This window comes from Pseudomonas sp. 300, from assembly GCF_055803035.1.
Genome location: NZ_JAVLRV010000002.1, coordinates 2,206,072 through 2,229,288, shown reverse-complemented (window position 1 = coordinate 2,229,288; position 23,217 = coordinate 2,206,072). Strand labels below are relative to the sequence as shown.

18 protein-coding genes and 1 tRNA gene are annotated in these 23,217 nt (G+C 60.7%); 17 read left to right on the top strand and 2 right to left on the bottom strand.

The features are described from left to right. Positions 1-6 precede the first annotated feature (6 nt). Both Q7W83_RS16675 and Q7W83_RS16670 read right to left on the bottom strand, forming a co-directional pair. A complete protein-coding gene (locus Q7W83_RS16675) occupies positions 7-3,285 on the bottom strand; it encodes a sensor domain-containing protein (RefSeq protein WP_150654190.1) in 3,279 nt (1,092 codons plus the stop codon). 66 nt (positions 3,286-3,351) lie between these two features. Further along, positions 3,352-4,242: a LysR family transcriptional regulator gene (locus Q7W83_RS16670; RefSeq protein ID WP_150632475.1), complete on the bottom strand. Its 891-nt coding sequence runs from the start codon at positions 4,240-4,242 to the stop codon at positions 3,352-3,354. Between the two features lie 146 nt (positions 4,243-4,388). Here Q7W83_RS16670 and leuC point away from each other — a divergent pair, with 146 nt between their 5' ends. The 17 genes from leuC to Q7W83_RS16585 all read left to right on the top strand — a co-directional run bounded on the left by leuC (position 4,389) and on the right by Q7W83_RS16585 (position 23,103). Beyond that, positions 4,389-5,807, top strand: a complete 1,419-nt coding sequence (gene leuC / locus Q7W83_RS16665; protein ID WP_473656366.1) for a 3-isopropylmalate dehydratase large subunit — start codon at positions 4,389-4,391, stop codon at positions 5,805-5,807. A gap of 10 nt (positions 5,808-5,817) precedes the next feature. Next, entirely contained in the window at positions 5,818-6,462 is a 645-nt protein-coding gene (leuD, locus tag Q7W83_RS16660; RefSeq protein ID WP_473656365.1) for a 3-isopropylmalate dehydratase small subunit, read from the top strand. An 82-nt stretch (positions 6,463-6,544) separates the two neighbouring features. Then, complete coding sequence (locus Q7W83_RS16655; protein ID WP_150637404.1) at positions 6,545-7,309, top strand: class I SAM-dependent methyltransferase; 765 nt, start codon at positions 6,545-6,547, stop codon at positions 7,307-7,309. A 79-nt stretch (positions 7,310-7,388) separates the two neighbouring features. After that, positions 7,389-8,471, top strand: a complete 1,083-nt coding sequence (gene leuB, locus Q7W83_RS16650) for a 3-isopropylmalate dehydrogenase (protein ID WP_150632472.1) — start codon at positions 7,389-7,391, stop codon at positions 8,469-8,471. A gap of 68 nt (positions 8,472-8,539) precedes the next feature. Continuing rightward, positions 8,540-9,652, top strand: a complete 1,113-nt coding sequence (asd, locus tag Q7W83_RS16645; protein WP_150632471.1) for an aspartate-semialdehyde dehydrogenase — start codon at positions 8,540-8,542, stop codon at positions 9,650-9,652. A gap of 267 nt (positions 9,653-9,919) precedes the next feature. Further along, positions 9,920-10,930 carry an aspartate-semialdehyde dehydrogenase gene (locus Q7W83_RS16640; RefSeq protein WP_458377213.1) on the top strand — a complete coding sequence of 337 codons (1,011 nt, stop codon included), beginning with the start codon at positions 9,920-9,922 and terminating at the stop codon, positions 10,928-10,930. Between the two features lie 208 nt (positions 10,931-11,138). Beyond that, positions 11,139-13,769, top strand: a complete 2,631-nt coding sequence (locus tag Q7W83_RS16635) for a FimV/HubP family polar landmark protein (RefSeq protein ID WP_473656364.1) — start codon at positions 11,139-11,141, stop codon at positions 13,767-13,769. A 289-nt stretch (positions 13,770-14,058) separates the two neighbouring features. Further along, the gene (gene truA, locus Q7W83_RS16630) at positions 14,059-14,883 is read left to right on the top strand and encodes a tRNA pseudouridine(38-40) synthase TruA (protein ID WP_150632502.1); all 825 of its coding nucleotides are present in this window, start codon (positions 14,059-14,061) and stop codon (positions 14,881-14,883) included. Between the two features lie 64 nt (positions 14,884-14,947). Further along, positions 14,948-15,571 carry a phosphoribosylanthranilate isomerase gene (locus Q7W83_RS16625; protein WP_150632468.1) on the top strand — a complete coding sequence of 208 codons (624 nt, stop codon included), beginning with the start codon at positions 14,948-14,950 and terminating at the stop codon, positions 15,569-15,571. A gap of 209 nt (positions 15,572-15,780) precedes the next feature. After that, positions 15,781-16,701, top strand: a complete 921-nt coding sequence (gene accD / locus Q7W83_RS16620; protein WP_008028281.1) for an acetyl-CoA carboxylase, carboxyltransferase subunit beta — start codon at positions 15,781-15,783, stop codon at positions 16,699-16,701. Continuing rightward, positions 16,698-18,005, top strand: a complete 1,308-nt coding sequence (folC, locus tag Q7W83_RS16615; protein ID WP_150632467.1) for a bifunctional tetrahydrofolate synthase/dihydrofolate synthase — start codon at positions 16,698-16,700, stop codon at positions 18,003-18,005. The genes accD and folC overlap by 4 nt, the downstream gene beginning before the upstream one ends. Continuing rightward, positions 17,989-18,654 (top strand): SPOR domain-containing protein, encoded by a 666-nt coding sequence (locus Q7W83_RS16610; protein ID WP_150654186.1) that lies wholly within the window; start codon positions 17,989-17,991, stop codon positions 18,652-18,654. The genes folC and Q7W83_RS16610 overlap by 17 nt, the downstream gene beginning before the upstream one ends. A gap of 99 nt (positions 18,655-18,753) precedes the next feature. Beyond that, on the top strand, positions 18,754-19,314 hold the full coding sequence (locus Q7W83_RS16605; RefSeq protein ID WP_150632465.1) for a CvpA family protein: 561 nt from the start codon (positions 18,754-18,756) through the stop codon (positions 19,312-19,314). A 41-nt stretch (positions 19,315-19,355) separates the two neighbouring features. Then, positions 19,356-20,861 (top strand): amidophosphoribosyltransferase, encoded by a 1,506-nt coding sequence (gene purF / locus Q7W83_RS16600; protein ID WP_046026886.1) that lies wholly within the window; start codon positions 19,356-19,358, stop codon positions 20,859-20,861. Between the two features lie 66 nt (positions 20,862-20,927). After that, positions 20,928-22,139, top strand: a complete 1,212-nt coding sequence (locus Q7W83_RS16595; protein WP_150632464.1) for an O-succinylhomoserine sulfhydrylase — start codon at positions 20,928-20,930, stop codon at positions 22,137-22,139. After that, positions 22,136-22,912, top strand: a complete 777-nt coding sequence (locus Q7W83_RS16590; RefSeq protein ID WP_150637402.1) for an SDR family oxidoreductase — start codon at positions 22,136-22,138, stop codon at positions 22,910-22,912. The genes Q7W83_RS16595 and Q7W83_RS16590 overlap by 4 nt, the downstream gene beginning before the upstream one ends. A gap of 115 nt (positions 22,913-23,027) precedes the next feature. After that, positions 23,028-23,103: transfer RNA gene (locus tag Q7W83_RS16585), tRNA-Val, on the top strand. Positions 23,104-23,217 lie beyond the last annotated feature (114 nt).

The window sequence follows — 23,217 nt, the reverse complement described above, 5'->3', positions numbered from 1 at the left end:
GCCGTGTTATTGCAGGAGTTTTTGGAACGATTCCACTGGCAGCGGTTGGCTGTGCAGATATCCCTGATAAAAATGGCAGCCCAGCCCCTGCAAAAACTCCAGCTGCTCCGGCGTTTCCACCCCTTCGGCAATCACTTTCAACTCCAGGCTGCGGGCCATGGCGACGATGGCACGGATGATCTCGGCGTCATTGGGGTCGGTGGTGGCATCACGGATGAACGACTGGTCGATTTTCAGGGTGTCGACCGGCAGTCGCTTGAGGTAGGTCAGCGAAGAATAACCGGTGCCGAAGTCGTCCATGGCGAAGCTCACGCCGAGTTTTTTCAGGCGGCGCATTTTGCTGATGGTGTCTTCCAGGTTCTGGATGACGATGCCTTCGGTGATCTCCAGCTTCAACAGCGAGCAGGGCAGGCCGTGGCTGGCGAGGCTGTGCTCAATGCGCTCGACGAAGTCTTTCTGGCGGAATTGCCGTGGGCTGATGTTCACGCACAGGCTGAAGTCGAGCGGGTCGATCAGGCCCTTGGCGATCAACTGTTTGAAGGCATCGCAGGCTTCATCGAGGATCCAGGTGCCAACTTCCAGAATCAGCCCGCTGTCTTCCAGGATCTTGATGAATTCGGTGGGCGATTGCGCGCCGAGCTCCGGATGGTTCCAGCGCACCAGCGCCTCGGCGCCAACGATGCGATTGTCGCGGGCGTCCACCTGCGGCTGGTAATGCACGTTGAACTCGCCCCGGGAAAGCGCCAGGCGCAGGTCGGTTTCCATGCGCAGGCGTTCACTGGCGGCTTTCTGCATGGTGTTGTGATACATCTGCGTGGTGTTGCGCCCCGAATCCTTGGCCCGATACAGCGCGATGTCGGCGCGTTTGAGCAGGTCGGTCGGGGTCGAACCATGATCGGGAATCAGTGCGATACCGATACTCGGTGTCACTTGCAGTCGCTGGCCGTCAAGGAACATCGGTTCCGACAGCAGTTCGCGCAAGGTGTCCGCCAGCTCGCGGACCTGCGCGCTGACTTCATTGCGCGAACCTTCCAGGCCACTGAGCAGCACCACGAATTCGTCGCCGCCCAGGCGCGCCACGGTGTCTTCCATGCGCACGCTGGCTTCAAGGCGCGCCGTGATGATTTTCAGCACCGTATCGCCCACCGGGTGGCCGAGCGAATCGTTGATGTGCTTGAAGTGGTCGAGATCAAGAAACATCAACGCGCCGCGCAGGTTGTGGCGTTTTAGCAGGGCGATCTGCTGGCTCAGGCGATCCATCAGCAGTGCGCGGTTAGGCAGATTGGTCAGCGGGTCGTGGTAGGCCAGGTGGCGGATCTGCGCTTCGGCGTTTTTCAACAGGCTGACGTCCCGCGCGGTCAGCAGCAGGCACGCGGTTTCGTTGAGGGTGATCGGTTCCACCGAGACTTCGACGGTCAACAGTTCGCCGCGCTTGTTGCGGCCGAGCATTTCCTGGTGGTGCACCCGGCCCTTGATCTGCAGCTCGGCGAGCAGTGCCGAGCGTTGTTTTTCTTCGGCCCAGATGCCGACCTGATACACCGTGCGGCCGACCACCTCATCGGCGCGATAGCCCGTCAGGCGGCAGAAGCCGTCGTTGACCTCCAGATAGCGCCCGGTGTCGCGTTCGGTGATGGTGATGGCGTCGGGACTGGAGTGGAAGGCTTTGGCGAACTTCTCTTCACTGGCCTTGAGCGCCGCTTCCGAGCGTTGTTGTTGGGTGATGTCGCGCAAAGTTGTGACGATGCACGGCTGATTGCCGACGCTGATCTGGCGGCTGGAAATCACGCAGGTCAGCGATTGGCCGTCCTTGTGCTGAACGAGAATGGCGACGTTGTTGAGGCCCTGTTCGCGGATGACTTGTTCGATCCGGCGCAGGCTTTTCGCCGAGGCGTCCCACAGGCCGATTTCATCGGCGCTGCGACCAAGCACCTCGGTGGTGCTCCAGCCAAAGGTCTGGGTGAAACTGGAATTGATCTCGATGAACTGGCCGGTGTCCTGGCGGGTGACGCAGATCGGGTCCGGGCTGACCTGGAACAGGGTGGCAAATTTCTCTTCGGAGGCCACCAGCTTCTGTTCGCGCTCGACCTGATCGGTGATGTCCAGCAAGGTGCCCGCCATGCGAAACGGGACGCCGTTTTCATCGCGGTAGAGCCGAGCGCGGCTTTCCAGGTAGCGTGAACTGCCGTCTGTCAGCTGCACGCGGTAGGTCAATTGATAGTTGCCGGCCGGGCCTTCGCGCAGGCTGCGATAGGCATCGCGCATGCTGTCGCGCTCTTCGCCGGGCACGCCTTCGAAAAACTCTTCGAAGGATTCATGGAACGGTTTTGCTTCCAGCCCGTGCAGTTGGGCGGCGCGGGCCGAGCCATAGAGCATGCCGCTGGGAATGTGCCAGTCCCAGGTGCCGAGTTGCGCCGAGTCCAGCGCCAGATCGAGGCGCTCCTGGCTGTCCTTCAGGGCGAGTTCGGCAGCCTTGCGCTCAGTGGTGTCGAGGAAAGTGCTGAGCAGATAGGGCTGGCCCTCGAGTTCGACTTTTTGCGCGCTGAGAATGCCGTCGTGGACCTGACCATTGCTGGCGCGAAACTGCACCTCCATGCTGACCAGCTCGCCTTTGGCCTTGGTTGCCTTGACCAGTTTTTCCCGTTGTTCGGGGTACACCCAAAGGCCCAGTTCGATCGTGGTGCGGCCAATCGCGTTTTGCACCGGCCAGCCGAACAGGCTTTCGAAGTATTGGTTGGCTTCGGAGATCAGGCCGTCTTCCTGGCGAGTCAGCAGCACCATGTTCGGGCACAGGTGAAAGAGCGTCGCAAAGCGTTTTTCCGAGCTGCTCAGCGCCTGTTCGCGTTGACGCTGGTGGGTGATCTCGCGGATCACCCCGATCATGCGCGGCCGGCCGTGTTTGTCCGGCAGCAGGCTTCCATTGATCTCCAGCCAGTGCAGGCTGCCGTCGGGCCAGCGGATGCGGTGGTGCATCGCCTGTTCCAGCGGCGCGCCGGCGATCACTGCGTGGAATGCACGAATGGTTTTAGCCCGGTCTTCGGGCGGCAGCAGGTCGAGGTATTCCAGATCCGCCGGCAACGGTTGCCGGGGATCGAAACCGAACAGTGCCTGCGTACCTCGCGACCAGCTGATCTGGCCGCGCTCGATGTCCCAATACCAGGCACCCAAGCGCGCGCCATTGAGGGCGGCCAGCAGCTGCGGCGCGCTTTCCCAGCTCTGCTCGGACCGTTTCGGGTCAAGCGCCTGAATACGTGGCATCGGCGGAACACGGTCAACAGATTTCGGCATTGGCAGGCCTTGGGCTGAATTGGGCGTTAGGCACAGGAGTTCGCGGCTCTATAGGAGTAGCACAAGTTAGCCTTGAGTCCCTGGCAGATCGAGTTGTGCATCCAGCAAGGCCATAAAAGCCCGTGCTGCGTTCGACAGCGTCCGTTCGGTGTGCAAGATATAGCCTAGCTGGCGAGTCAGTTGTATGCCCGGCAAGGGTATTCGCGCAACCTGATCGTCAAGCATTGTGCGTGGCAACACGCTCCATGCCAGGCCGATCGACACCATCATCTTTATGGTTTCCAGATAATTCGTGCTCATCGCGATGTTCGGCGTCAAACCTTGCGCTTCGAACAGACGCTGGACGATATGGTGAGTAAAGGTGTTGCCGCCGGGGAACACCGCCGGGTGCAGGGCGATGTCCGCGAGGCTGACCGCGCCATTGCTGATCAGTGAATGCTCCGGGGCGACCACGAAATCGAGCGGGTCGTCCCACACCGGCGTGGCCTTGACCAGCGCGTGGGGTTCCGGCGCCAGGGTGATGACGGCCAGTTCGGCGCGGCCATGGAGGATTTCTTCGTAGGCCACTTCCGAATCGAGGAACTGAATATCCAGTGCGACTTGTGGGTAACGGCGGGTGAACTCCCTTAATAACGGCGGCAAACGGTGCAAGCCGATGTGGTGACTGGTGGCCAGGGTCAGGCGACCGGTCACTTCGCCGGTCAGGTTGGTCAGGGCGCGGCGGGTGTCGTCCAGCACGTTCAGAATCTGATAGGCCCGTGGCAGCAGGGCGCGTCCGGCTTCGGTCAGGCCGACTTCACGGCCAAGTCGATCAAACAACCGCACCTTCAATTGCTGCTCCAGCCCGGCAATCCGTTTGCTGATCGCCGGTTGCGTCAGGTGCAGCCGTTCGCCGGCGCCGGAGAAGCTTCCGGTCTCGGCAATGGCAATAAAGGCGTTCAGGTTGGCCAGATCCATCTTCGTATTCCAGTTGGTTATCCAAAGCATAAAAAATATGAATTTGAGTTATTTAATGTAACGCCCTAGGATCGACCTCACAAGCCAAAGGGCTATTGAATTGTTCAAAGCCCGGGGCATAGAAACAAGCTGATGAGGACCGTCTGATGGCCGGCAAAACGCTTTACGACAAGCTTTGGGATTCCCATGAAGTGAAACGGCGCGACGATGGGTCGTCGCTGATCTATATCGACCGCCACATCATCCATGAAGTGACTTCGCCCCAAGCTTTCGAAGGCCTGCGTCTGGCCGGGCGCAAGCCTTGGCGCGTCGACTCGATCATTGCCACGCCGGACCACAACGTACCGACCACGCCGGATCGCAAGGGCGGCATCGAAGCGATTACCGATCAGGTTTCGCGTTTGCAGGTTCAGACCCTCGATGACTACTGCGACGAATATGGCATCACCGAATTCAAAATGAATGACGTGCGTCAGGGTATCGTTCACGTGATCGGTCCGGAGCAGGGTGCCACCTTGCCGGGCATGACCGTGGTCTGCGGCGACTCGCACACCTCGACCCACGGCGCGTTCGGCGCCCTGGCCCACGGCATCGGCACTTCCGAGGTCGAACACGTGTTCGCCACGCAGTGCCTGGTCGCCAAGAAAATGAAGAATATGTTGGTGTCGGTCGAAGGCAAATTGCCGTTCGGCGTAACGGCCAAGGACATCGTGCTTGCGGTCATCGGCAAGATTGGCACCGCCGGCGGTAATGGTCACGCCATCGAGTTTGCAGGCAGCGCCATTCGCGATTTGTCTATCGAAGGCCGCATGACCATCTGCAACATGTCCATCGAGGCCGGCGCTCGCGTAGGTCTGGTAGCGGCGGATGAAAAAACCGTGGCGTACGTGAAAGGCCGTCCATTTGCCCCGAAGGGCGCGGAATGGGATCAGGCGGTCGAAGCGTGGAAAGATCTGGTGTCTGACAAGGATGCGAAGTTCGACACCATCGTTGAACTCGACGCGACCCAGATCAAACCGCAAGTCAGCTGGGGCACTTCGCCCGAGATGGTTTTGGCAGTCGATCAGAACGTGCCGGACCCGGCGAAGGAAATGGATCTGGTCAAACGCGGTTCCATCGAACGCGCCTTGAAGTACATGGGTTTGACCGCCAATCAGGCGATCACCGACATTCAGCTGGACCGCGTATTCATTGGCTCCTGCACCAACTCGCGGATCGAAGATCTGCGCGCTGCGGCAGTGATCGCCAAGGGCCGCAAAGTGGCTTCGACCATCAAACAAGCCATCGTGGTGCCGGGCTCGGGCCTGGTGAAGGCGCAAGCCGAGGCCGAAGGCCTGGACAAGATTTTCCTCGAAGCCGGTTTCGAGTGGCGTGAGCCGGGTTGCTCGATGTGCCTGGCGATGAACCCGGACCGTTTGGAGTCGGGTGAACACTGCGCATCGACCTCCAACCGCAACTTCGAAGGGCGTCAGGGCGCCGGTGGCCGTACGCACCTGGTCAGCCCGGCCATGGCCGCGGCGGCTGCCGTCAACGGTCGTTTCATCGACGTTCGCGAACTGATCTGAGGAACCGCACATGAGAGCTTTTACCCAACACACCGGCCTGGTCGCGCCATTGGATCGTGCCAACGTCGACACCGACCAGATCATTCCGAAGCAGTTCTTGAAGTCGATCAAGCGCACCGGTTTTGGCCCGAACCTGTTTGACGAATGGCGCTACCTGGACGTGGGCTATGCCTACCAGGACAACTCCAAGCGTCCGCTGAACAAGGATTTCGTCCTCAACGCCGAGCGCTATCAGGGCGCCAGCGTATTGTTGGCCCGCGAGAACTTCGGTTGCGGCTCCAGCCGCGAGCACGCGCCCTGGGCGCTGGAAGAGTACGGTTTCCGCAGCATCATTGCGCCGAGCTATGCCGACATCTTCTACAACAACAGCTTCAAGAACGGCTTGCTGCCGATCATCTTGAGCGACGCTGAAGTGGATGAGCTGTTCCAGCAGGTTGAAGCCAATCTGGGTTACCAGTTGACGGTCGACCTGCAAGCCCAGACCGTGACCCGGCCGGACGGCAAGACTTATAGCTTTGAATTGGACGAGTTCCGCAAGCATTGCCTGGTCAATGGCCTCGACGATATTGGTCTGACATTGATGGATCACGAGGCGATCGCATCGTTTGAAAGCAAGCACCGGGCGAGCCAGCCGTGGTTGTTTCGCGACGTTTGATTCTCGGTAGGTAGTGCCGGCCTCATCGCGAGCCTGCTCGCGATAACGGCAGCCCAGACAACACAAATATCAGGACATCACGATGACCAGCACCGCCCACAGCCAAGTCGTACAAAAGCAATTCGGCGAACAGGCCTCGGCCTACCTGAGCAGCGCTGTCCATGCTCAAGGCACCGAATTTGCGCTGCTACAGGCTGAGCTGGCCGGGCAGGGCGATGCCCGGGTGCTGGACCTGGGTTGCGGCGCCGGTCACGTGAGTTTTCACGTGGCGTCGCTGGTCAAGGAAGTGGTGGCGTACGACTTGTCGCAGCAGATGCTCGACGTGGTCGCCGCCGCAGCCGTTGATCGGGGTTTGAGTAATGTGACCACGGTCCTCGGTGCCGCCGAACGCCTGCCGTTCGCCGATGGCGAATTCGACTTCGTGTTCAGCCGTTATTCGGCGCACCATTGGAGCGATCTCGGCCTGGCCCTGCGCGAAGTGCGTCGGGTGCTGAAGCCGGGCGGCGTGGCGGCGTTCGTCGACGTGTTGTCACCGGGCAGCCCGTTGTTCGACACTTACCTGCAAAGCGTCGAAGTGCTGCGCGACACCAGCCATGTGCGCGATTATTCCGCCGGCGAGTGGTTGCGTCAGGTCAGTGAGGCGGGGCTGCACACGCGCAGCACCACGCGTCAACGCCTGCGTCTGGAGTACAACAGCTGGGTCGAGCGCATGCGCACACCGCAGGTGATGCGCGCCGCGATCCTCGAATTGCAGCAATCGATGGGCAACGAAGTACGCGAATATTTTGAGATTGAAGCCGATGGTTCGTTCAGTACCGATGTGCTGGTGCTGATGGCTGAACGATAAGCTCGGAACCATAAGCGCCGAGCAATAGAATTTTTCCGGGGGTGCCCAAGGGCGCACCGACTGATGACATGAGGAACGCATGAGCAAGCAGATTCTGATTCTCCCAGGTGATGGTATTGGTCCGGAAATCATGGCCGAAGCGGTCAAGGTGCTGGAACTGGCCAACGACAAGTACAACCTGGACTTCGAACTGAGCCACGACGTGATCGGCGGCGCGGCCATCGACAAGCATGGCGTGCCGCTGGCCGACGAAACCCTGGAGCGTGCCCGCGCGGCCGACGCCGTTCTGTTGGGCGCCGTGGGCGGCCCGAAATGGGACACCATCGAGCGTGACATCCGTCCTGAACGCGGCCTGCTGAAAATTCGTGCGCAACTGGGCCTGTTCGGCAACCTGCGTCCGGCGATCCTGTACCCGCAACTGGCCGAGGCTTCCAGCCTGAAAGCCGACATCGTTTCCGGTCTGGACATCCTGATCGTTCGCGAACTGACCGGCGGTATCTACTTCGGCGCGCCACGCGGCACCCGCATCCTGGAAAACGGCGAGCGCCAGTCCTATGACACGCTGCCGTACAGCGAAAGCGAAATCCGCCGCATCGCCCGTGTCGGTTTCGACATGGCCATGGTGCGTGGCAAGAAGCTGTGCTCGGTGGACAAGGCCAACGTCCTGGCTTCCAGCCAGTTGTGGCGTGAAATCGTCGAAGAAGTGGCCAAGGATTACCCGGAAGTCGAACTGAGCCACATGTACGTCGACAACGCCGCCATGCAACTGGTGCGTGCACCGAAGCAGTTCGACGTGATCGTCACCGACAACCTGTTTGGTGACATCCTGTCCGACCAGGCGTCGATGCTCACCGGTTCCATCGGCATGCTGCCGTCGGCGTCCCTGGACACCAATAACAAGGGCATGTACGAGCCATGCCACGGTTCGGCGCCGGACATTGCGGGTAAAGGCATTGCCAACCCGCTGGCGACCATTTTGTCGGTGTCGATGATGTTGCGCTACAGCTTCAACCAGCAAGGCGCGGCAGATGCGATCGAGAAAGCCGTCAGTCTGGTTCTGGACCAAGGCCTGCGTACGGGCGACATCTGGTCGACCGGTTGCACTAAAGTCGGTACGCAGGAAATGGGTGACGCAGTAGTCGCCGCGCTGCGGAATCTGTAATCTCTCGGGCCCGCTGCCACTTTCCACTTCGAAAGCAGCGGCCCACTTTTCAAGAAGGTGTAGTTGCGATGAAACGTGTAGGTCTGATCGGTTGGCGCGGTATGGTCGGTTCCGTGCTCATGCAGCGGATGCTGGAAGAGCAGGATTTCGATCTTATCGAGCCGGTGTTTTTCACCACTTCGAATGTCGGTGGCCAAGGCCCGTCCGTGGGCAAGGACATTGCTCCGCTCAAGGACGCTTACAGCATTGAAGAGCTGAAAACCCTCGACGTGATTCTGACCTGCCAGGGTGGCGACTACACCAGCGAAGTCTTCCCGAAGCTGCGCGAAGCCGGCTGGCAGGGTTACTGGATCGACGCCGCTTCCAGCCTGCGCATGCAGGATGATGCGGTGATCGTGCTGGACCCGGTCAACCGCAAGGTCATCGACCAGCAGCTCGACGCGGGCACCAAGAACTACATCGGCGGCAACTGCACCGTCAGCCTGATGCTGATGGGCCTGGGTGGTCTGTTCGAGGCCGGTCTGGTCGAGTGGATGAGCGCCATGACTTATCAGGCGGCCTCCGGTGGCGGCGCGCAGCACATGCGTGAACTGATCAAACAAATGGGCGTAACCCACGCCGCTGTTGCTGATCAACTGGCCGACCCGGCCAGTGCGATCCTCGACATCGATCGTCGTGTGGCCGAAGCCATGCGCAGCGACGCGTACCCGACCGAACACTTCGGCGTACCGCTGGCCGGCAGCCTGATCCCGTGGATCGACAAGGAACTGCCGAACGGTCAGAGCCGCGAAGAGTGGAAAGCCCAGGCCGAGACCAACAAGATCCTCGGTCGCTTCAAGAGCCCGATCCCGGTCGATGGCATCTGTGTGCGCATCGGCGCCATGCGCTGCCACAGCCAGGCGCTGACCATCAAGCTGAACAAAGATGTGCCGATCGCCGACATCGAAGGGCTGATCAGCCAGCACAACCCTTGGGTCAAACTGGTGCCGAACAACCGCGAAATCAGCATGCAGGAGCTGAGCCCGACCAAGGTTACCGGCACCCTGAATGTTCCGGTTGGCCGTCTGCGCAAGCTGAACATGGGGTCGCAGTTCGTCGGCGCGTTCACCGTCGGCGACCAGCTGTTGTGGGGCGCGGCCGAACCGCTGCGTCGCATGCTGCGGATTCTGCTTGAGCGTTGATCGATTGAAGCAATGAAAGAACCCGTGCCTTGAAAGGGGCGCGGGTTTTTTATGCGCAACAGTCTGAGGATTGTTGGGTGTCTGGGCCGCCGCCATCGCGGGCAAGCCCGCTCCCACAGGTTTTGTGTTGCTCCCGAATTTTGGCACGACACAAACCATGTGGGGGCGGGCTTGCCCGCGATGAGGCCGGTATAGGCGCCACATAATTGCCTGCATGCCCACCACCCGGTAAAGTGCCGCTCCCCCCGTTTCGCCAGAGGTAGAACCATGAGCCAGTCCTTTGATATTGCCGTGATCGGCGCCACCGGTACTGTCGGCGAAACGCTCGTGCAGATTCTCGAAGAGCGCGACTTTCCGGTTGGCAATCTGCATTTGCTGGCCAGCAGTGAGTCCGCCGGTCATTCGGTGCCGTTTCGCGGCAAGAACGTGCGGGTGCGGGAAGTCGATGAGTTCGACTTCAGCAAAGTACAGCTGGTGTTCTTTGCCGCAGGTCCGGCGGTGACCTTGAGTTTCGCCTCGCGCGCCACCGCCGCCGGTTGCTCGCTGATCGATCTGTCCGGCGCCTTGCCGGCCAATCAGGCGCCGCAAGTGGTGCCGGAAGCCAATGCTCAGGTTCTGGCCGGCCTGAAAAAGCCTTTCCAGGTCAGCAGCCCAAGTCCGTCGGCCACCACGTTGGCCGTGGTGCTCGCACCGTTGCTCGGCTTGCTCGATCTGCAGCGTGTCAATGTGACCGCCAGTCTGGCCGTTTCTGCCCAGGGCCGCGAAGCCGTTACGGAACTGGCCCGGCAAACCGCCGAACTGCTCAACGTGCGTCCGCTGGAGCCGACTTTTTTCGATCGGCAGATGGCCTTCAACCTGCTGGCGCAAGTCGGCAAGCCGGATGAGAACGGCCATACGCTGCTGGAAAAACGTCTAGTGCGGGAACTGCGTCAGGTCATGGCGTTGCCTTTATTAAAGATTTCCGTCACTTGTATTCAAGCCCCGGTGTTTTTTGGCGATAGCTTTAACGTGACCCTGCAGTCTGCAAGCGCTGTGGACCTGGTAAAAATCAACGCGGCGCTCGAAGATGCTCCGGGTGTCGAACTGGTGGAAGCCGGCGATTACCCGACTGCGGTCGGTGATGCGGTAGGGCAGGACGTGGTCTACGTCGGTCGGGTTCGCGCAGGAATCGACGACCCGTCTGAACTTAATTTGTGGCTGACGTCAGATAACGTACGCAAAGGCGCGGCGCTCAATGCTGTGCAGGTGGCTGAATTGTTGATAAAAGACCTGCTGTAAAAGATACTTGGCAACAATTTGCAGAATGATTCTGGCTGGGCGTCATGCTCGGCCGGATTGCTGAAGGCAAGCCACCCTGCGAGGCTTTCCGGGGCATGAAAGAAATGATCGCGCGCGACGACTCTTCGCCGCCGCGCGCAATGCCTTACGGCAGCGACTATCAACACCTTCTCGCTGGCCGAGGAATGTTCAAACAAAGGATGAGGCTATGGTTCAAGTTCGCAAACTGGTGTTAGCAATAGCGGCCGCCTCGGCGCTGTCCTCCGGTATGGCGCATGCGCTCGGGCTCGGGGAATTGACCCTGAAGTCGTCGCTGAACCAGCCGCTGGTGGCGGAAATCGAATTGCTCGACGTCAAGGAGCTCACCGCTGCCGAAGTGGTGCCGAGCCTGGCGTCGCCCGAAGATTTCGCCAAGGCCGGTGTCGACCGCCAGGCGTTCCTGAATGACCTGAGTTTCACCCCGGTGCTCAACGCCAGTGGCAAAAGCGTCCTGCGTGTGACCTCCAGCAAGCCGCTGTCCGAACCGATGGTGAAATTCCTGGTTCAGGTGATGTGGCCCAACGGTCGCCTGCTGCGCGATTACAGCGTGCTGCTCGATCCGTCCAAATTCTCGCCGCAAACCGCTGAAGCGGCTGCGCAACCGGCACCGACTCCGACCGTCACTGCACCGGTGACCGGCGCCTCCAAACCGACCCAATACACCACCACGCCGCGCGATACCCTGTGGGAAATCGCCGCGAAGGCGCGTAATGGCGGCTCGGTTCAGCAAACCATGCTGGCCATCCAGGCGTTGAACCCGGATGCCTTCATCAACGGCAACATCAACCTGCTGAAAACCGGTCAGGTGCTGCGCCTGCCGGATCAGGCGCAAGCCACCAGCGTGCCGCAACCCAAAGCCATTGCTGAAGTCGCCGCGCAGAACACTGCGTGGCGTCAGGGTCGTCGCTATGTAGCGAAACCTGGAACGGGGCAGCAGCAACTCGACGCGACCAAACGCGCTCGTGGCGAAGGCGCCCCTGTGCGCCCCGCCAAGGACAATCTGAGCCTGGTGTCTGCCGAGTCTGGCAAGGCCGGTGGCAAAGGTGCTGCCGGTGATGCGAAGGCCTTGAGCAACAAGCTGGCGGTGACCCAGGAAAGCCTCGACACGAGCCGTCGTGACAACGCTGAACTGAAAAGCCGCATGAACGATCTGCAAAGTCAGCTGGACAAGCTGCAGCGCCTGATCGAGCTGAAGAACAATCAACTGGCCAAGTTGCAGGCTGAAGGCGCCGCAGGTGCCCCGGCGGCGACTGTCGCGACGGCCCCGGCGCCAGTCATCTCGGCCGAATTGACGCCAAGCCCTGCGCCCGAAACGCCAGCCCCGGTGGCGGCGGCCCCCGAGGCAGCGCCTGCCCCGGTCGAAGCACCTGTCGAGCCGACGCCTGCCGCGTCCGACGATCAGAAATTCAACGACCTGCTGACCAATCCGGTGCTGCTGGGGCTGGTCGGCGGCGGGGCGGTGGTTCTGCTGCTGTTGCTGCTGTTGCTGGCCCGTCGCCGCAAAGCTCAGCAAGAAGCCGAGAAACACCTGCGCATGGCCCGTGCCTTGTCCGAGGAGCAGGAGTTCTCAGCTGAACTGGACTTGCCTGAAAGCAGCTTCGAAGGCCTGGAAGTGCCGCCGCCGAGTGTCAAACTCGCGACTGCACCTACCCCTGCGCCAGCGCCGACCCCGGCACCCGCTCCGGCTCCGGTCATTGCGCCAGTGGTGGTCACGCCACCGATCGCCGCGCCACTGGTCGCACCTGCTGCTGATCGTGATGACGACGTGCTGACCAAGGCGCAGTCGCACATGGCCGCCGGTCGCCTGAATCAGGCTGCTGCGTTGCTGGAAGACGGCATCAAGCAAGAACCTCAGCGCAGTGACCTGCGTCTGAAGCTCATGGAAGTCTACGGTCAGCAGGGCGACCGCGATGCATTCGTGGCCCAGGAGCGTCAGCTCGTGGCCAACGGCGAAAACTTCGCCCGTGTCGAAGAACTGAAAAGCCGATTCCCGGCCATGGCGGTCGTCGTGGCGGGTGGTCTGGCTGCTGCGGCCGTCGCTGCCGAACTGGACGCCCAATACGTCAAGGACCTGTTGATGGACGAGCCCGAAGCACCGGCACCGGCGCTGGCCGATGACGACTTCGACAGCGCGTTTGATCTGAGCCTGGATGATCTGGAAAACGCCTCCCCCGCGGTGGTTGCACCTGAGCCGACGCCTTCGCCAGAGGCCTTGGCCGAGCTGGATGAATTCCCGCTGGACGACGACTTGAGCTTTGAATCGGTGTTGCAGCAACAGACTGAAATCAAGGAAAACCTCGACGACCTGTCGGACTTCGATCTGGACATGGACCTCGGTGGCGATGCGTCGCCGGCGACCCTCGCTGAAGACGATTTCCTGTTGAGCCTGGATGACGACGTCAAGGATCTGCCTGCCGCTGAAGCGCCGGTCGTTCCTGAGGTGGCGCTGGATGATCTGGAGTTGCCGGCGGATTTCGATCTGTCACTGGCCGATGAAATGGATGCTCCGGACGCCTTCGCGGCTGAACTGGATGACGTCAACGCCGAGCTGGATCGTCTGTCCCAGAGCATCAGCGAGCCGACCTTCACTGCGGAAGACGCATTGGCCTCCGCCGCTGACGAGCCGGAATTCGATTTCCTCTCCGGCACCGACGAAGTCGCCACCAAACTCGACCTGGCCCAGGCTTACATCGACATGGGCGACGCCGACGGCGCACGCGACATTCTCAACGAGGTTGTGACCGAGGGTGATGCGGGTCAGAAGAGCGAAGCCAAGGAAATGCTTTCGCGTCTGGCTTGATTGATCGGTAAGCAGTAAACAAAACGGCAGCCCCTCTCGGCTGCCGTTTTTGTTTCTGCGAGATGGGAGGGTGCCTGTTTGGACACCTTCGCGGTCTCGGAGGGGGGCAAAGATTATGTGACCTGCGCAAAACCCTGTGGGAGCGGGCAGGCCCGCGAAGAGGCCCTGACATTCAGCATTGCACCTTCTGTTGTACTGGCTTCCCCGTCCGGCGGCCTTATAATGCCCGCCTTTGCGCAGATCAGCAGGTTGTCACTCCTTGGCAAATATAGATAACCCGGCCGCCGAAATGGTGGCCGACGGCTTTTTCCGCATCGCGTTGGGCGTTGAATACAAAGGCTCGCGCTATCGCGGCTGGCAGCGTCAGGCCTCCGGCGTGCTCACGGTGCAGGAAACCCTGGAAAACGCCTTGTCCAAAGTCGCCGATTCACCCGTGTCGCTGCTCTGCGCCGGGCGCACCGACGCTGGCGTGCATGCTTGCGGACAGGTGGTGCATTTTGACACGCAGGTCGAGCGGTCGATGAAAGCCTGGGTCATGGGCGCCAACATCAACTTGCCACACGACGTCAGCGTCAGTTGGGCCAAGGTCATGCCGGGGCATTTCCATGCGCGCTTCAAGGCTATCGCCCGGCGTTATCGCTACGTGATCTACAACGATCAGATTCGCCCGGCGCACCTGAACGAAGAAATCACCTGGAATCACCGCCCCCTCGACGTCGAACGCATGGCCGAGGCCGCGCAATACCTGGTTGGCACCCACGACTTCAGCGCTTTTCGCGCGGGTCAGTGCCAGGCCAAGTCGCCGATCAAGGAATTGCATCACCTGCGCGTCACGCGCCACGGCAAGATGATCGTGCTGGATATTCGCGCGAGCGCGTTCCTGCACCACATGGTGCGCAACATTGCCGGCGTGCTGATGACCATTGGTGCCGGCGAGCGTCCGGTGGAGTGGATGAAAGAGGTGCTGGAGAGCCGTATTCGTCGTTCCGGCGGGGTGACGGCCCATCCCTTTGGTTTGTACCTGGTGCAGGTCGAGTATCGCGATGAGTTCGAATTGCCCGAGCGTTACATTGGCCCACACTTCCTGACCGGTTTCGCCGAACTTGACGGCTGACGCCCTCGAACGCATTTGTTACCATCCGGGACTTTCCCGGATTTGCCCTGAGGTTTTTATCGACATGTCAGCCGTTCGCAGCAAGATTTGCGGGATTACCCGCATAGAAGATGCGTTGGCGGCAGTCGAGGCCGGGGCCGATGCGATCGGGTTTGTGTTTTACGCCAAGAGCCCACGGGCCGTAACGTTTCAGCAGGCACGCGACATCATCAAGGCGCTGCCGCCGTTCGTGACTACCGTGGGTTTGTTCGTCAATGCCAGCCGTTGCGAGTTGGGCGAACTGCTCGACGCCGTACCGCTGGACTTGCTGCAGTTCCATGGCGACGAAACCGCTGCCGACTGTGAAGGCTGGCATCGACCGTACATCAAGGCGCTGCGGGTCAAGGCCGGTGACGATATCGCGGCGGCATGCGATGCGTTTCCAAGTGCCAGCGGTATCCTGCTCGACGCCTACGTTGAAGGCGTGCCCGGCGGAACCGGCGAAGCGTTCGACTGGTCTCTGATACCGCAGGGTTTGAGCAAACCGATCATCCTCGCGGGTGGCCTGACTCCAGAGAATGTCGCCGAGGCGGTTGCCCGGGTCCGTCCTTACGCCGTGGACGTCAGTGGTGGGGTTGAGGCGAGCAAGGGCATCAAGGATCACGCAAAGATTCAGGCATTTATCAAGGCTGTACGCAGTAGCACGTAGTTGATGTGACGGCTGGCAGACTGCCGCCGTCCCAAAATGCACTGCGCTGCACAAAGCAGGCACGGCTGAGGATTGATGGGTTGTACGCAGGTCACGCTTCACTGACCCGGCCACCCTCCGATCATCGCCACACACATGAATTTAGCTCAAGGGCATACGCGGGGCTGCGAACCAGAGCGTTCGGGCCGCCGGTACTGGAGAAAGAAAGCATGAGCAACTGGTTAGTAGACAAACTGATCCCTTCGATCATGCGTTCCGAGGTCAAGAAGAGCTCGGTGCCTGAAGGTCTGTGGCACAAATGCCCGTCTTGCGAGGCTGTGCTGTATCGTCCGGAGCTGGAAAAGACCCTGGACGTTTGCCCCAAGTGCAACCATCACATGCGTATCGGCGCCCGCGCCCGTATCGACATCTTCCTCGACGCCGAAGGCCGCAGTGAACTGGGTGCGGACCTGGAGCCGGTCGACCGTCTGAAATTCCGTGACGGCAAGAAGTACAAGGATCGCCTGACCGCTGCACAAAAGCAGACCGGCGAGAAAGACGCGCTGATCTCCATGAGTGGCACCTTGCTGGGCATGCCGGTGGTGGTTTCGGCCTTCGAATTCTCCTTCATGGGCGGTTCCATGGGTGCGATCGTCGGTGAGCGCTTCGTACGCGCCGCCAACTACGCCCTGGAAAACAAATGCCCGATGATCTGCTTCGCTGCTTCCGGTGGTGCGCGGATGCAGGAAGCCCTGATTTCCCTGATGCAAATGGCCAAAACCTCTGCGGTGCTGGCGCGTCTGCGTGAAGAAGGTATTCCGTTCATCTCCGTGCTGACCGATCCGGTCTATGGCGGCGTTTCCGCCAGCCTGGCGATGCTCGGCGACGTGATCGTCGGCGAGCCGAAAGCCCTGATCGGCTTCGCTGGTCCGCGCGTGATCGAGCAAACCGTTCGCGAAAAACTGCCGGAAGGCTTCCAGCGCAGCGAATTCCTGCTGGAGCACGGTGCGATCGACATGATCATTCACCGTCAGGAATTGCGTCCGCGTCTGGGTAACCTGCTGGCACAATTGACCGGCAAGCCGACGCCGAAATTCGTTGCCGCGCCGATCGAGCCGATCGTCGTGCCGCCGGTGCCTGCAAACATATGACCCAACGCACCCTTGGCGAGTGGCTCGCCTACCTTGAGCAGTTGCACCCTTCGGCCATCGATATGGGCCTTGAACGCTCGCAACAGGTAGCGTCCCGCATGGGACTGGGCAAGCCGGCGCCTCGGGTGATTACGGTCACCGGCACCAACGGCAAAGGTTCAACCTGCGCATTCGTGGCGTCGTTGCTGCGGGCGCAGGGCCTGAAGGTTGGTGTCTACAATTCTCCGCACCTGCTGCGTTACAACGAGCGGGTGCAGGTCAACGGCGTCGAAGCGACAGATGCCGAGCTGTGCGAAGCCTTTGCTGCGGTAGAGGCGGGTCGTGGCGATACGTCCCTGACTTATTTCGAAATGGGCACCCTGGCGGCGTTCTGGCTGTTTCAACGGTCGGCGCTGGATGCCGTGGTGTTGGAAGTCGGTCTGGGCGGGCGTCTGGATACGGTCAACGTGGTGGATGCCGACATGGCGCTGGTGACCAGCATCGGCGTGGATCACGCGGATTATCTGGGCGACACCCGTGAATCCGTGGCCTATGAAAAGGCCGGCATCTTCCGCCAGGGCGCGCCTGCGCTCTGTGGCGATCTGAATCCTCCTCAACCTCTGCTGGACAAGGCGCGCGAGCTGGCTTGCCCGTTTTTTCTGCGGGGGCGCGATTTTGATCTCGGTGTGACCGATCACAACTGGCAGTGGCGCGGTCTTGACGCTCAAGGGCGAGTGGTCGAGTTGCATGATCTGCCGTTGCTCGACCTGCCGATGGAAAACGCCGCGCTGGCGTTGCAGGCTTATCTGTTGCTCGGTTTGCCTTGGGTGGATGCGCAGATAATTGCTGCGCTGAAAGCCACGCGGGTGGTCGGTCGTCTCGATCGTCGCCAGTTTGACTGGCAAGGCAAGCGCCTGAACCTGTTGCTGGATGTGGGGCATAACCCCCACGCCGCCGAGTATCTGGCCCGTCGTTTGGCGAGTCGACCACCAGCCGGCAAGCGCCTGGCGGTGTTTGGATTGCTGGCGGACAAGGATCTGGATGGTGTTGTCGGCGAATTGAATGCTAGTGTCCAGCACTGGGCTGTTGCGCCGCTGGATTCTCCGCGAGCGCGACCGGTCGCCGATTTGCACGGTGTGTTGCAGAACCTTGGTGCTTCAGTAACGTCCTATGACAGCGTGGCCGCTGCCCTGGAAGGGCAGTGCGCGCTGGCGACGAGCGACGACGAGATTCTGTTGTTCGGATCATTTTATTGTGTTGCCGAGGCGCTTGAATGGCTGTCCCGGCGCTCCACGGAGGAAGCGGCAAATGGCATTGCTGGATAAGGCTTACAAACAGCGCATGGTCGGCGCCCTGGTGCTGGTGGCACTGGCAGTGATTTTCCTGCCGATGCTGTTTTCCCGCCAGGATGAGCAGCGTCAGGTCACTGTCGACGCCCCGGCCGCACCCCAGGCACCTTCGGTGCCGCAGGTGCAGGTTGAGCCGGTGGCAGTGCCTGAACCGCAAGCCTTGCCGCAGGAACCTGTGCCGAGTGATGACGACATCGCGCAGCAGGAAGAGCCAGCAATGCCAATCGCGCCGACGGCACCCGTCGCGCCTGCGCCAGCCGCCAAACCGGTAACGCCGCCTCCGGCACCGGCTCCGGTCAATAAGCCGACGACTGCGCCGAGCCAGCCAATTACTGCCGCACCGGGTAAACCGGATACTACTCAAAGCCGCGTCGACGCCAATGGTCTGTCGGTGAGCTGGTCGGTGCAACTGGCCAGCCTGTCGAACCGAGCCAGTGCGGAAAACCTGCAAAAAACCCTGCGCAGCCAGGGTTACAACGCCTACATTCGCACGGCTGACGGCAAGAATCGGGTATTCGTCGGGCCGCTGATCGAGCGTGCTGAAGCCGATCGTCTGCGTGATTTGTTGAACCGTCAGCAGAACCTCAAGGGTTTTGTGGTGCGTTTCCAGCCTGAGCGCGGTTGAAAACTATCGACCCGATTTGAAATGCACTGACAATCGCAGCTTACCGATAAGCATGGGCTCTGCTAAAATGCGCCGCCTTATCCGTCTGTAGGCTGCACTGTGCCATTTACCTGGGTTGACTGGGCGATCGTTGCAATCGTCGCCATCTCCGCATTGATCAGTCTGAGCCGCGGCTTCGTCAAAGAAGCATTATCGCTGGTGACCTGGATCATCGCAGGAGTCGTCGCCTGGATGTTCGGTGGTGCATTGTCCGAGTACCTCGCCGGATACATCGAAACGCCATCGGCTCGCGTGATCGCGGGCTGCGCAATAATGTTTGTCGCCACGCTGATCGTAGGCGCAATGATCAATTATCTTATCGGCGAATTGGTTCGCGTTACCGGGTTGTCCGGGACCGATCGATTCCTCGGCATGGCCTTTGGCGCCGCGCGTGGCGTGTTGCTGGTGGTCGTGGCGGTCGGGCTGTTGAGCCTGGGGCCGGTACAGCAGGACGGGTGGTGGCAGCAGTCGCAGCTCGTGCCAAAATTTCTATTGGTCGCAGACTGGTCCAAAAACCTGATTCTCGGGTGGAGCAGTCAGTGGCTTGCCAGCGGTATCAGCGTACCCGCTGAAATACCGTTCAAGGAGCACCTCTTGCCGACGGCCAAAACGCCTCAGTGAGTTGTGTTCAGTTCAGATCCATTAAGTAGGGGTTGCGTCGCATGTGTGGCATCGTCGGTATCGTCGGTAAGTCGAACGTCAATCAGGCGCTGTATGACGCGCTAACCGTCCTCCAGCACCGCGGCCAGGACGCTGCCGGTATCGTGACCAGCCATGACGGCCGGTTATTCCTGCGCAAGGACAATGGCCTGGTGCGTGACGTGTTCCATCAGCGTCACATGCAGCGCCTGGTCGGTCACATGGGCATTGGCCATGTGCGCTATCCGACCGCAGGCAGCTCGACCTCGGCCGAAGCTCAACCGTTCTACGTCAACTCGCCTTACGGCATCACCCTGGCGCACAACGGTAACCTGACCAACGTTGAACAGCTGGCCAAGGAGATTTACGAATCTGACCTGCGCCACGTCAACACCAATTCCGATTCGGAAGTGCTGCTCAACGTGTTCGCGCACGAACTGGCCCAGCGCGGCAAGTTGCAGCCGACCGAAGAAGACGTGTTCGCTGCCGTGACTGACGTGCACAACCGTTGCGTCGGTGGTTACGCCGTCGTGGCGATGGTGACCGGCTACGGTATCGTCGGTTTCCGCGATCCGCACGGCATCCGTCCGATCGTCTTCGGCCAGCGTCACACCGACGAAGGCGTCGAGTACATGATCGCCTCCGAAAGCGTGTCCCTGGACGTGCTCGGTTTCACCCTGATTCGCGACCTGGCGCCAGGCGAAGCGGTCTACATCACTGAAGACGGCAAGCTGCACACCCGTCAGTGCGCGACCAACCCGTCCCTGACCCCGTGCATTTTCGAACACGTCTACCTGGCGCGTCCGGACTCAATTATTGACGGCGTCTCGGTTTATAAAGCCCGTCTGCGCATGGGTGAGAAGCTCGCCGAGAAGATTCTGCGCGAGCGTCCGGAGCACGACATTGATGTGGTCATCCCGATTCCGGACACCAGCCGTACTGCGGCCCTGGAGCTGGCGAACCACCTGGGCGTGAAGTTCCGGGAAGGCTTCGTGAAGAACCGCTACATTGGCCGGACCTTCATCATGCCAGGCCAGGCTGCGCGGAAAAAATCCGTACGCCAGAAGCTCAACGCCATCGAGCTGGAGTTCCGCGGCAAGAACGTGATGCTGGTGGACGACTCGATCGTTCGCGGCACCACTTGCAAGCAGATCATCCAGATGGCCCGCGAAGCCGGCGCCAAAAACGTCTATTTCTGCTCCGCGGCACCGGCCGTTCGCTACCCGAACGTCTACGGCATCGACATGCCGAGCGCTCACGAGCTGATCGCGCACAACCGTTCGACTCAGGACGTAGCGGATCTGATCGGCGCAGACTGGCTGATCTATCAGGACTTGCCTGACTTGATCGAAGCGGTGGGTGGCGGCAAGATCAAGATCGACAAGTTCGATTGCGCGGTGTTCGACGGCCAGTACGTCACTGGCGATGTCGACGAGGCTTACCTGAACAAGATCGAGCAGGCACGTAACGATGCCTCCAAGGTCAAGACGCAGGCAGTCAGCGCGATCATTGATCTGTACAACAACTGAGTAACTACCGGCCCTGAGGGGCCGGTTTTGTATCTACCAATAAAGAGCAAGGCAAGGAGTGACAGCATGAGTCAGGATTGGGATGCCGGTCGGCTGGACAGCGACCTCGAAGGCGTAGCGTTCGATACCCTGGCCGTACGCGCCGGTCAGCACCGTACGCCGGAAGGCGAACACGGTGATCCGATGTTCTTCACTTCCAGCTATGTGTTCCGTACCGCCGCCGATGCGGCCGCACGTTTTGCCGGGGAAGTGCCGGGCAACGTTTACTCGCGTTACACCAACCCGACCGTACGCGCGTTCGAAGAGCGCATTGCCGCGCTGGAAAGCGCTGAGCAAGCGGTGGCCACGGCCACCGGCATGGCTGCGATCATGGCGGTGGTGATGAGCCTGTGCAGCGCCGGCGACCATGTACTGGTATCGCGCAGCGTGTTCGGTTCGACCATCAGCCTGTTCGAGAAGTACTTCAAGCGCTTCGGCATCGAAGTCGATTACGTGCCTCTGGCGGACCTGTCCGGCTGGGATGCGGCAATCAAGGCCAATACCAAATTGCTGTTCGTCGAGTCACCGTCCAACCCGTTGGCCGAGCTGGTGGATATCGCCGAGTTGTCGAAAATCGCTCACGCCAAAGGCGCGCTGCTGGTAGTGGACAACTGCTTCTGCACGCCTGCATTGCAGCAGCCGCTGAAGATGGGTGCGGACATTGTCGTGCACTCGGCGACCAAGTTCATCGACGGCCAGGGCCGTTGCATGGGCGGCGTGGTGGCCGGTCGTAGCGAGCAGATGAAAGAAGTGGTCGGTTTTCTGCGCACCGCCGGGCCAACCTTGAGCCCGTTCAATGCCTGGATTTTCCTCAAGGGCCTGGAAACGCTGAGCCTGCGCATGAAGGCTCATTGCGCCAATGCCCAGCAACTGGCCGAGTGGCTGGAGCAGCAGGACGGTATCGAGAAAGTCCATTACGCCGGCCTGAAAAGCCACCCGCAGCACGCGTTGGCTCAGCGTCAGCAGAAAGGTTTCGGCGCCGTGGTGAGTTTCGAGGTCAAGGGTGGCAAAGAAGGCGCCTGGCGCTTTATCGATGCGACCCGGCTGATTTCGATCACCGCCAACCTCGGCGACAGCAAGACCACCATCACTCATCCGAGCACCACCTCCCACGGCCGTCTGGCGCCGCAGGAACGTGAAGCGGCAGGCATTCGTGACAGTCTGATCCGCATTGCGGTCGGTCTGGAAGACGTGGCCGATCTGCAGGCTGATCTGGCGCGCGGGTTGGCTGCCTTGTGATCGAGTTGTCCATCCCGACTACCGGTTCCAATGGTCGCGTTGCACTGGTGACTGGTGCAGCGCGGGGCATTGGTCTGGGGATTGCGGCCTGGCTGATCAGCGAAGGCTGGCAGGTGGTGCTGACGGACCTGGATCGAGTGCGTGGTTCGAAAGTGGCGAAGGTGCTGGGTGAGAACGCCTGGTTCATCGCCATGGACGTCTCGAACGAAGGGCAGGTGGCGTTGGGCGTCGCCGAAGTGCTGGGGCAATTCGGACGGCTGGATGCGCTGGTGTGCAATGCGGCAGTAGCCGATCCGCACAACATCACCCTGGAAAGCCTCGATCTGGCGTACTGGAATCGAGTGCTGGCGGTGAATCTCAGCGGGCCGATGCTGTTGGCCAAGCACTGTGCGCCGTACCTGCGTGCTCACAGCGGGGCGATCGTCAACCTGGCGTCGACCCGCGCCGGGCAGTCAGAGCCCGACACCGAGGCTTACGCGGCGAGCAAGGGCGGGTTGCTGGCCCTGACTCACGCGTTGGCGATCAGCCTCGGGCCGGAAATTCGTGTCAACGCGGTCAGCCCTGGCTGGATCGATGCGCGAGACCCTGCGGTGCGACGTGCCGAACCCCTCACCGAAGCCGACCATGCGCAGCATCCTGCGGGCAGGGTAGGGACGGTCGAGGATGTGGCGGCGATGGTTGCCTGGCTGTTGTCGAAGAATGCGGGATTCGTCACGGGCCAGGAGTTTGTGGTCGATGGCGGCATGACCAAGAAGATGATTTACAGCGAGTAACAGGGCAGGGGCGTTGCCCCGAATGACACGATTCTGTCTTTTTCAGAAAAACTTCAATCCTGCTATTGACTTAGCTTCGTTAGGTGCGTAAATTTCGCGGCCTCAGAGAAGCAAAGGGTGATTAGCTCAGCTGGGAGAGCGTCTGCCTTACAAGCAGAATGTCGGCGGTTCGATCCCGTCATCACCCACCACTTCTTGAGAGTCTTGCGAAAGCAAGATGGAAGCTGAAAAGCCTCCACCGACGCGCAGCGGTAGTTCAGTCGGTTAGAATACCGGCCTGTCACGCCGGGGGTCGCGGGTTCGAG

Coding starts and splice junctions, on each gene's coding strand:
- Q7W83_RS16640 (WP_458377213.1), top strand. CDS start 9,920: ATGAGCCAGTCCTTTGATATTGCCGTGATCGGCGCCACCGGTACTGTC.
- truA (WP_150632502.1), top strand. CDS start 14,059: ATGGTGGCCGACGGCTTTTTCCGCATCGCGTTGGGCGTTGAATACAAA.
- Q7W83_RS16595 (WP_150632464.1), top strand. CDS start 20,928: ATGAGTCAGGATTGGGATGCCGGTCGGCTGGACAGCGACCTCGAAGGC.
- Q7W83_RS16610 (WP_150654186.1), top strand. CDS start 17,989: ATGGCATTGCTGGATAAGGCTTACAAACAGCGCATGGTCGGCGCCCTG.
- asd (WP_150632471.1), top strand. CDS start 8,540: ATGAAACGTGTAGGTCTGATCGGTTGGCGCGGTATGGTCGGTTCCGTG.
- accD (WP_008028281.1), top strand. CDS start 15,781: ATGAGCAACTGGTTAGTAGACAAACTGATCCCTTCGATCATGCGTTCC.
- Q7W83_RS16675 (WP_150654190.1), bottom strand. CDS start 3,285: ATGCCGAAATCTGTTGACCGTGTTCCGCCGATGCCACGTATTCAGGCG.
- Q7W83_RS16655 (WP_150637404.1), top strand. CDS start 6,545: ATGACCAGCACCGCCCACAGCCAAGTCGTACAAAAGCAATTCGGCGAA.
- Q7W83_RS16625 (WP_150632468.1), top strand. CDS start 14,948: ATGTCAGCCGTTCGCAGCAAGATTTGCGGGATTACCCGCATAGAAGAT.
- folC (WP_150632467.1), top strand. CDS start 16,698: ATGACCCAACGCACCCTTGGCGAGTGGCTCGCCTACCTTGAGCAGTTG.
- purF (WP_046026886.1), top strand. CDS start 19,356: ATGTGTGGCATCGTCGGTATCGTCGGTAAGTCGAACGTCAATCAGGCG.
- leuC (WP_473656366.1), top strand. CDS start 4,389: ATGGCCGGCAAAACGCTTTACGACAAGCTTTGGGATTCCCATGAAGTG.
- leuD (WP_473656365.1), top strand. CDS start 5,818: ATGAGAGCTTTTACCCAACACACCGGCCTGGTCGCGCCATTGGATCGT.
- leuB (WP_150632472.1), top strand. CDS start 7,389: ATGAGCAAGCAGATTCTGATTCTCCCAGGTGATGGTATTGGTCCGGAA.
- Q7W83_RS16670 (WP_150632475.1), bottom strand. CDS start 4,242: ATGGATCTGGCCAACCTGAACGCCTTTATTGCCATTGCCGAGACCGGA.
- Q7W83_RS16635 (WP_473656364.1), top strand. CDS start 11,139: ATGGTTCAAGTTCGCAAACTGGTGTTAGCAATAGCGGCCGCCTCGGCG.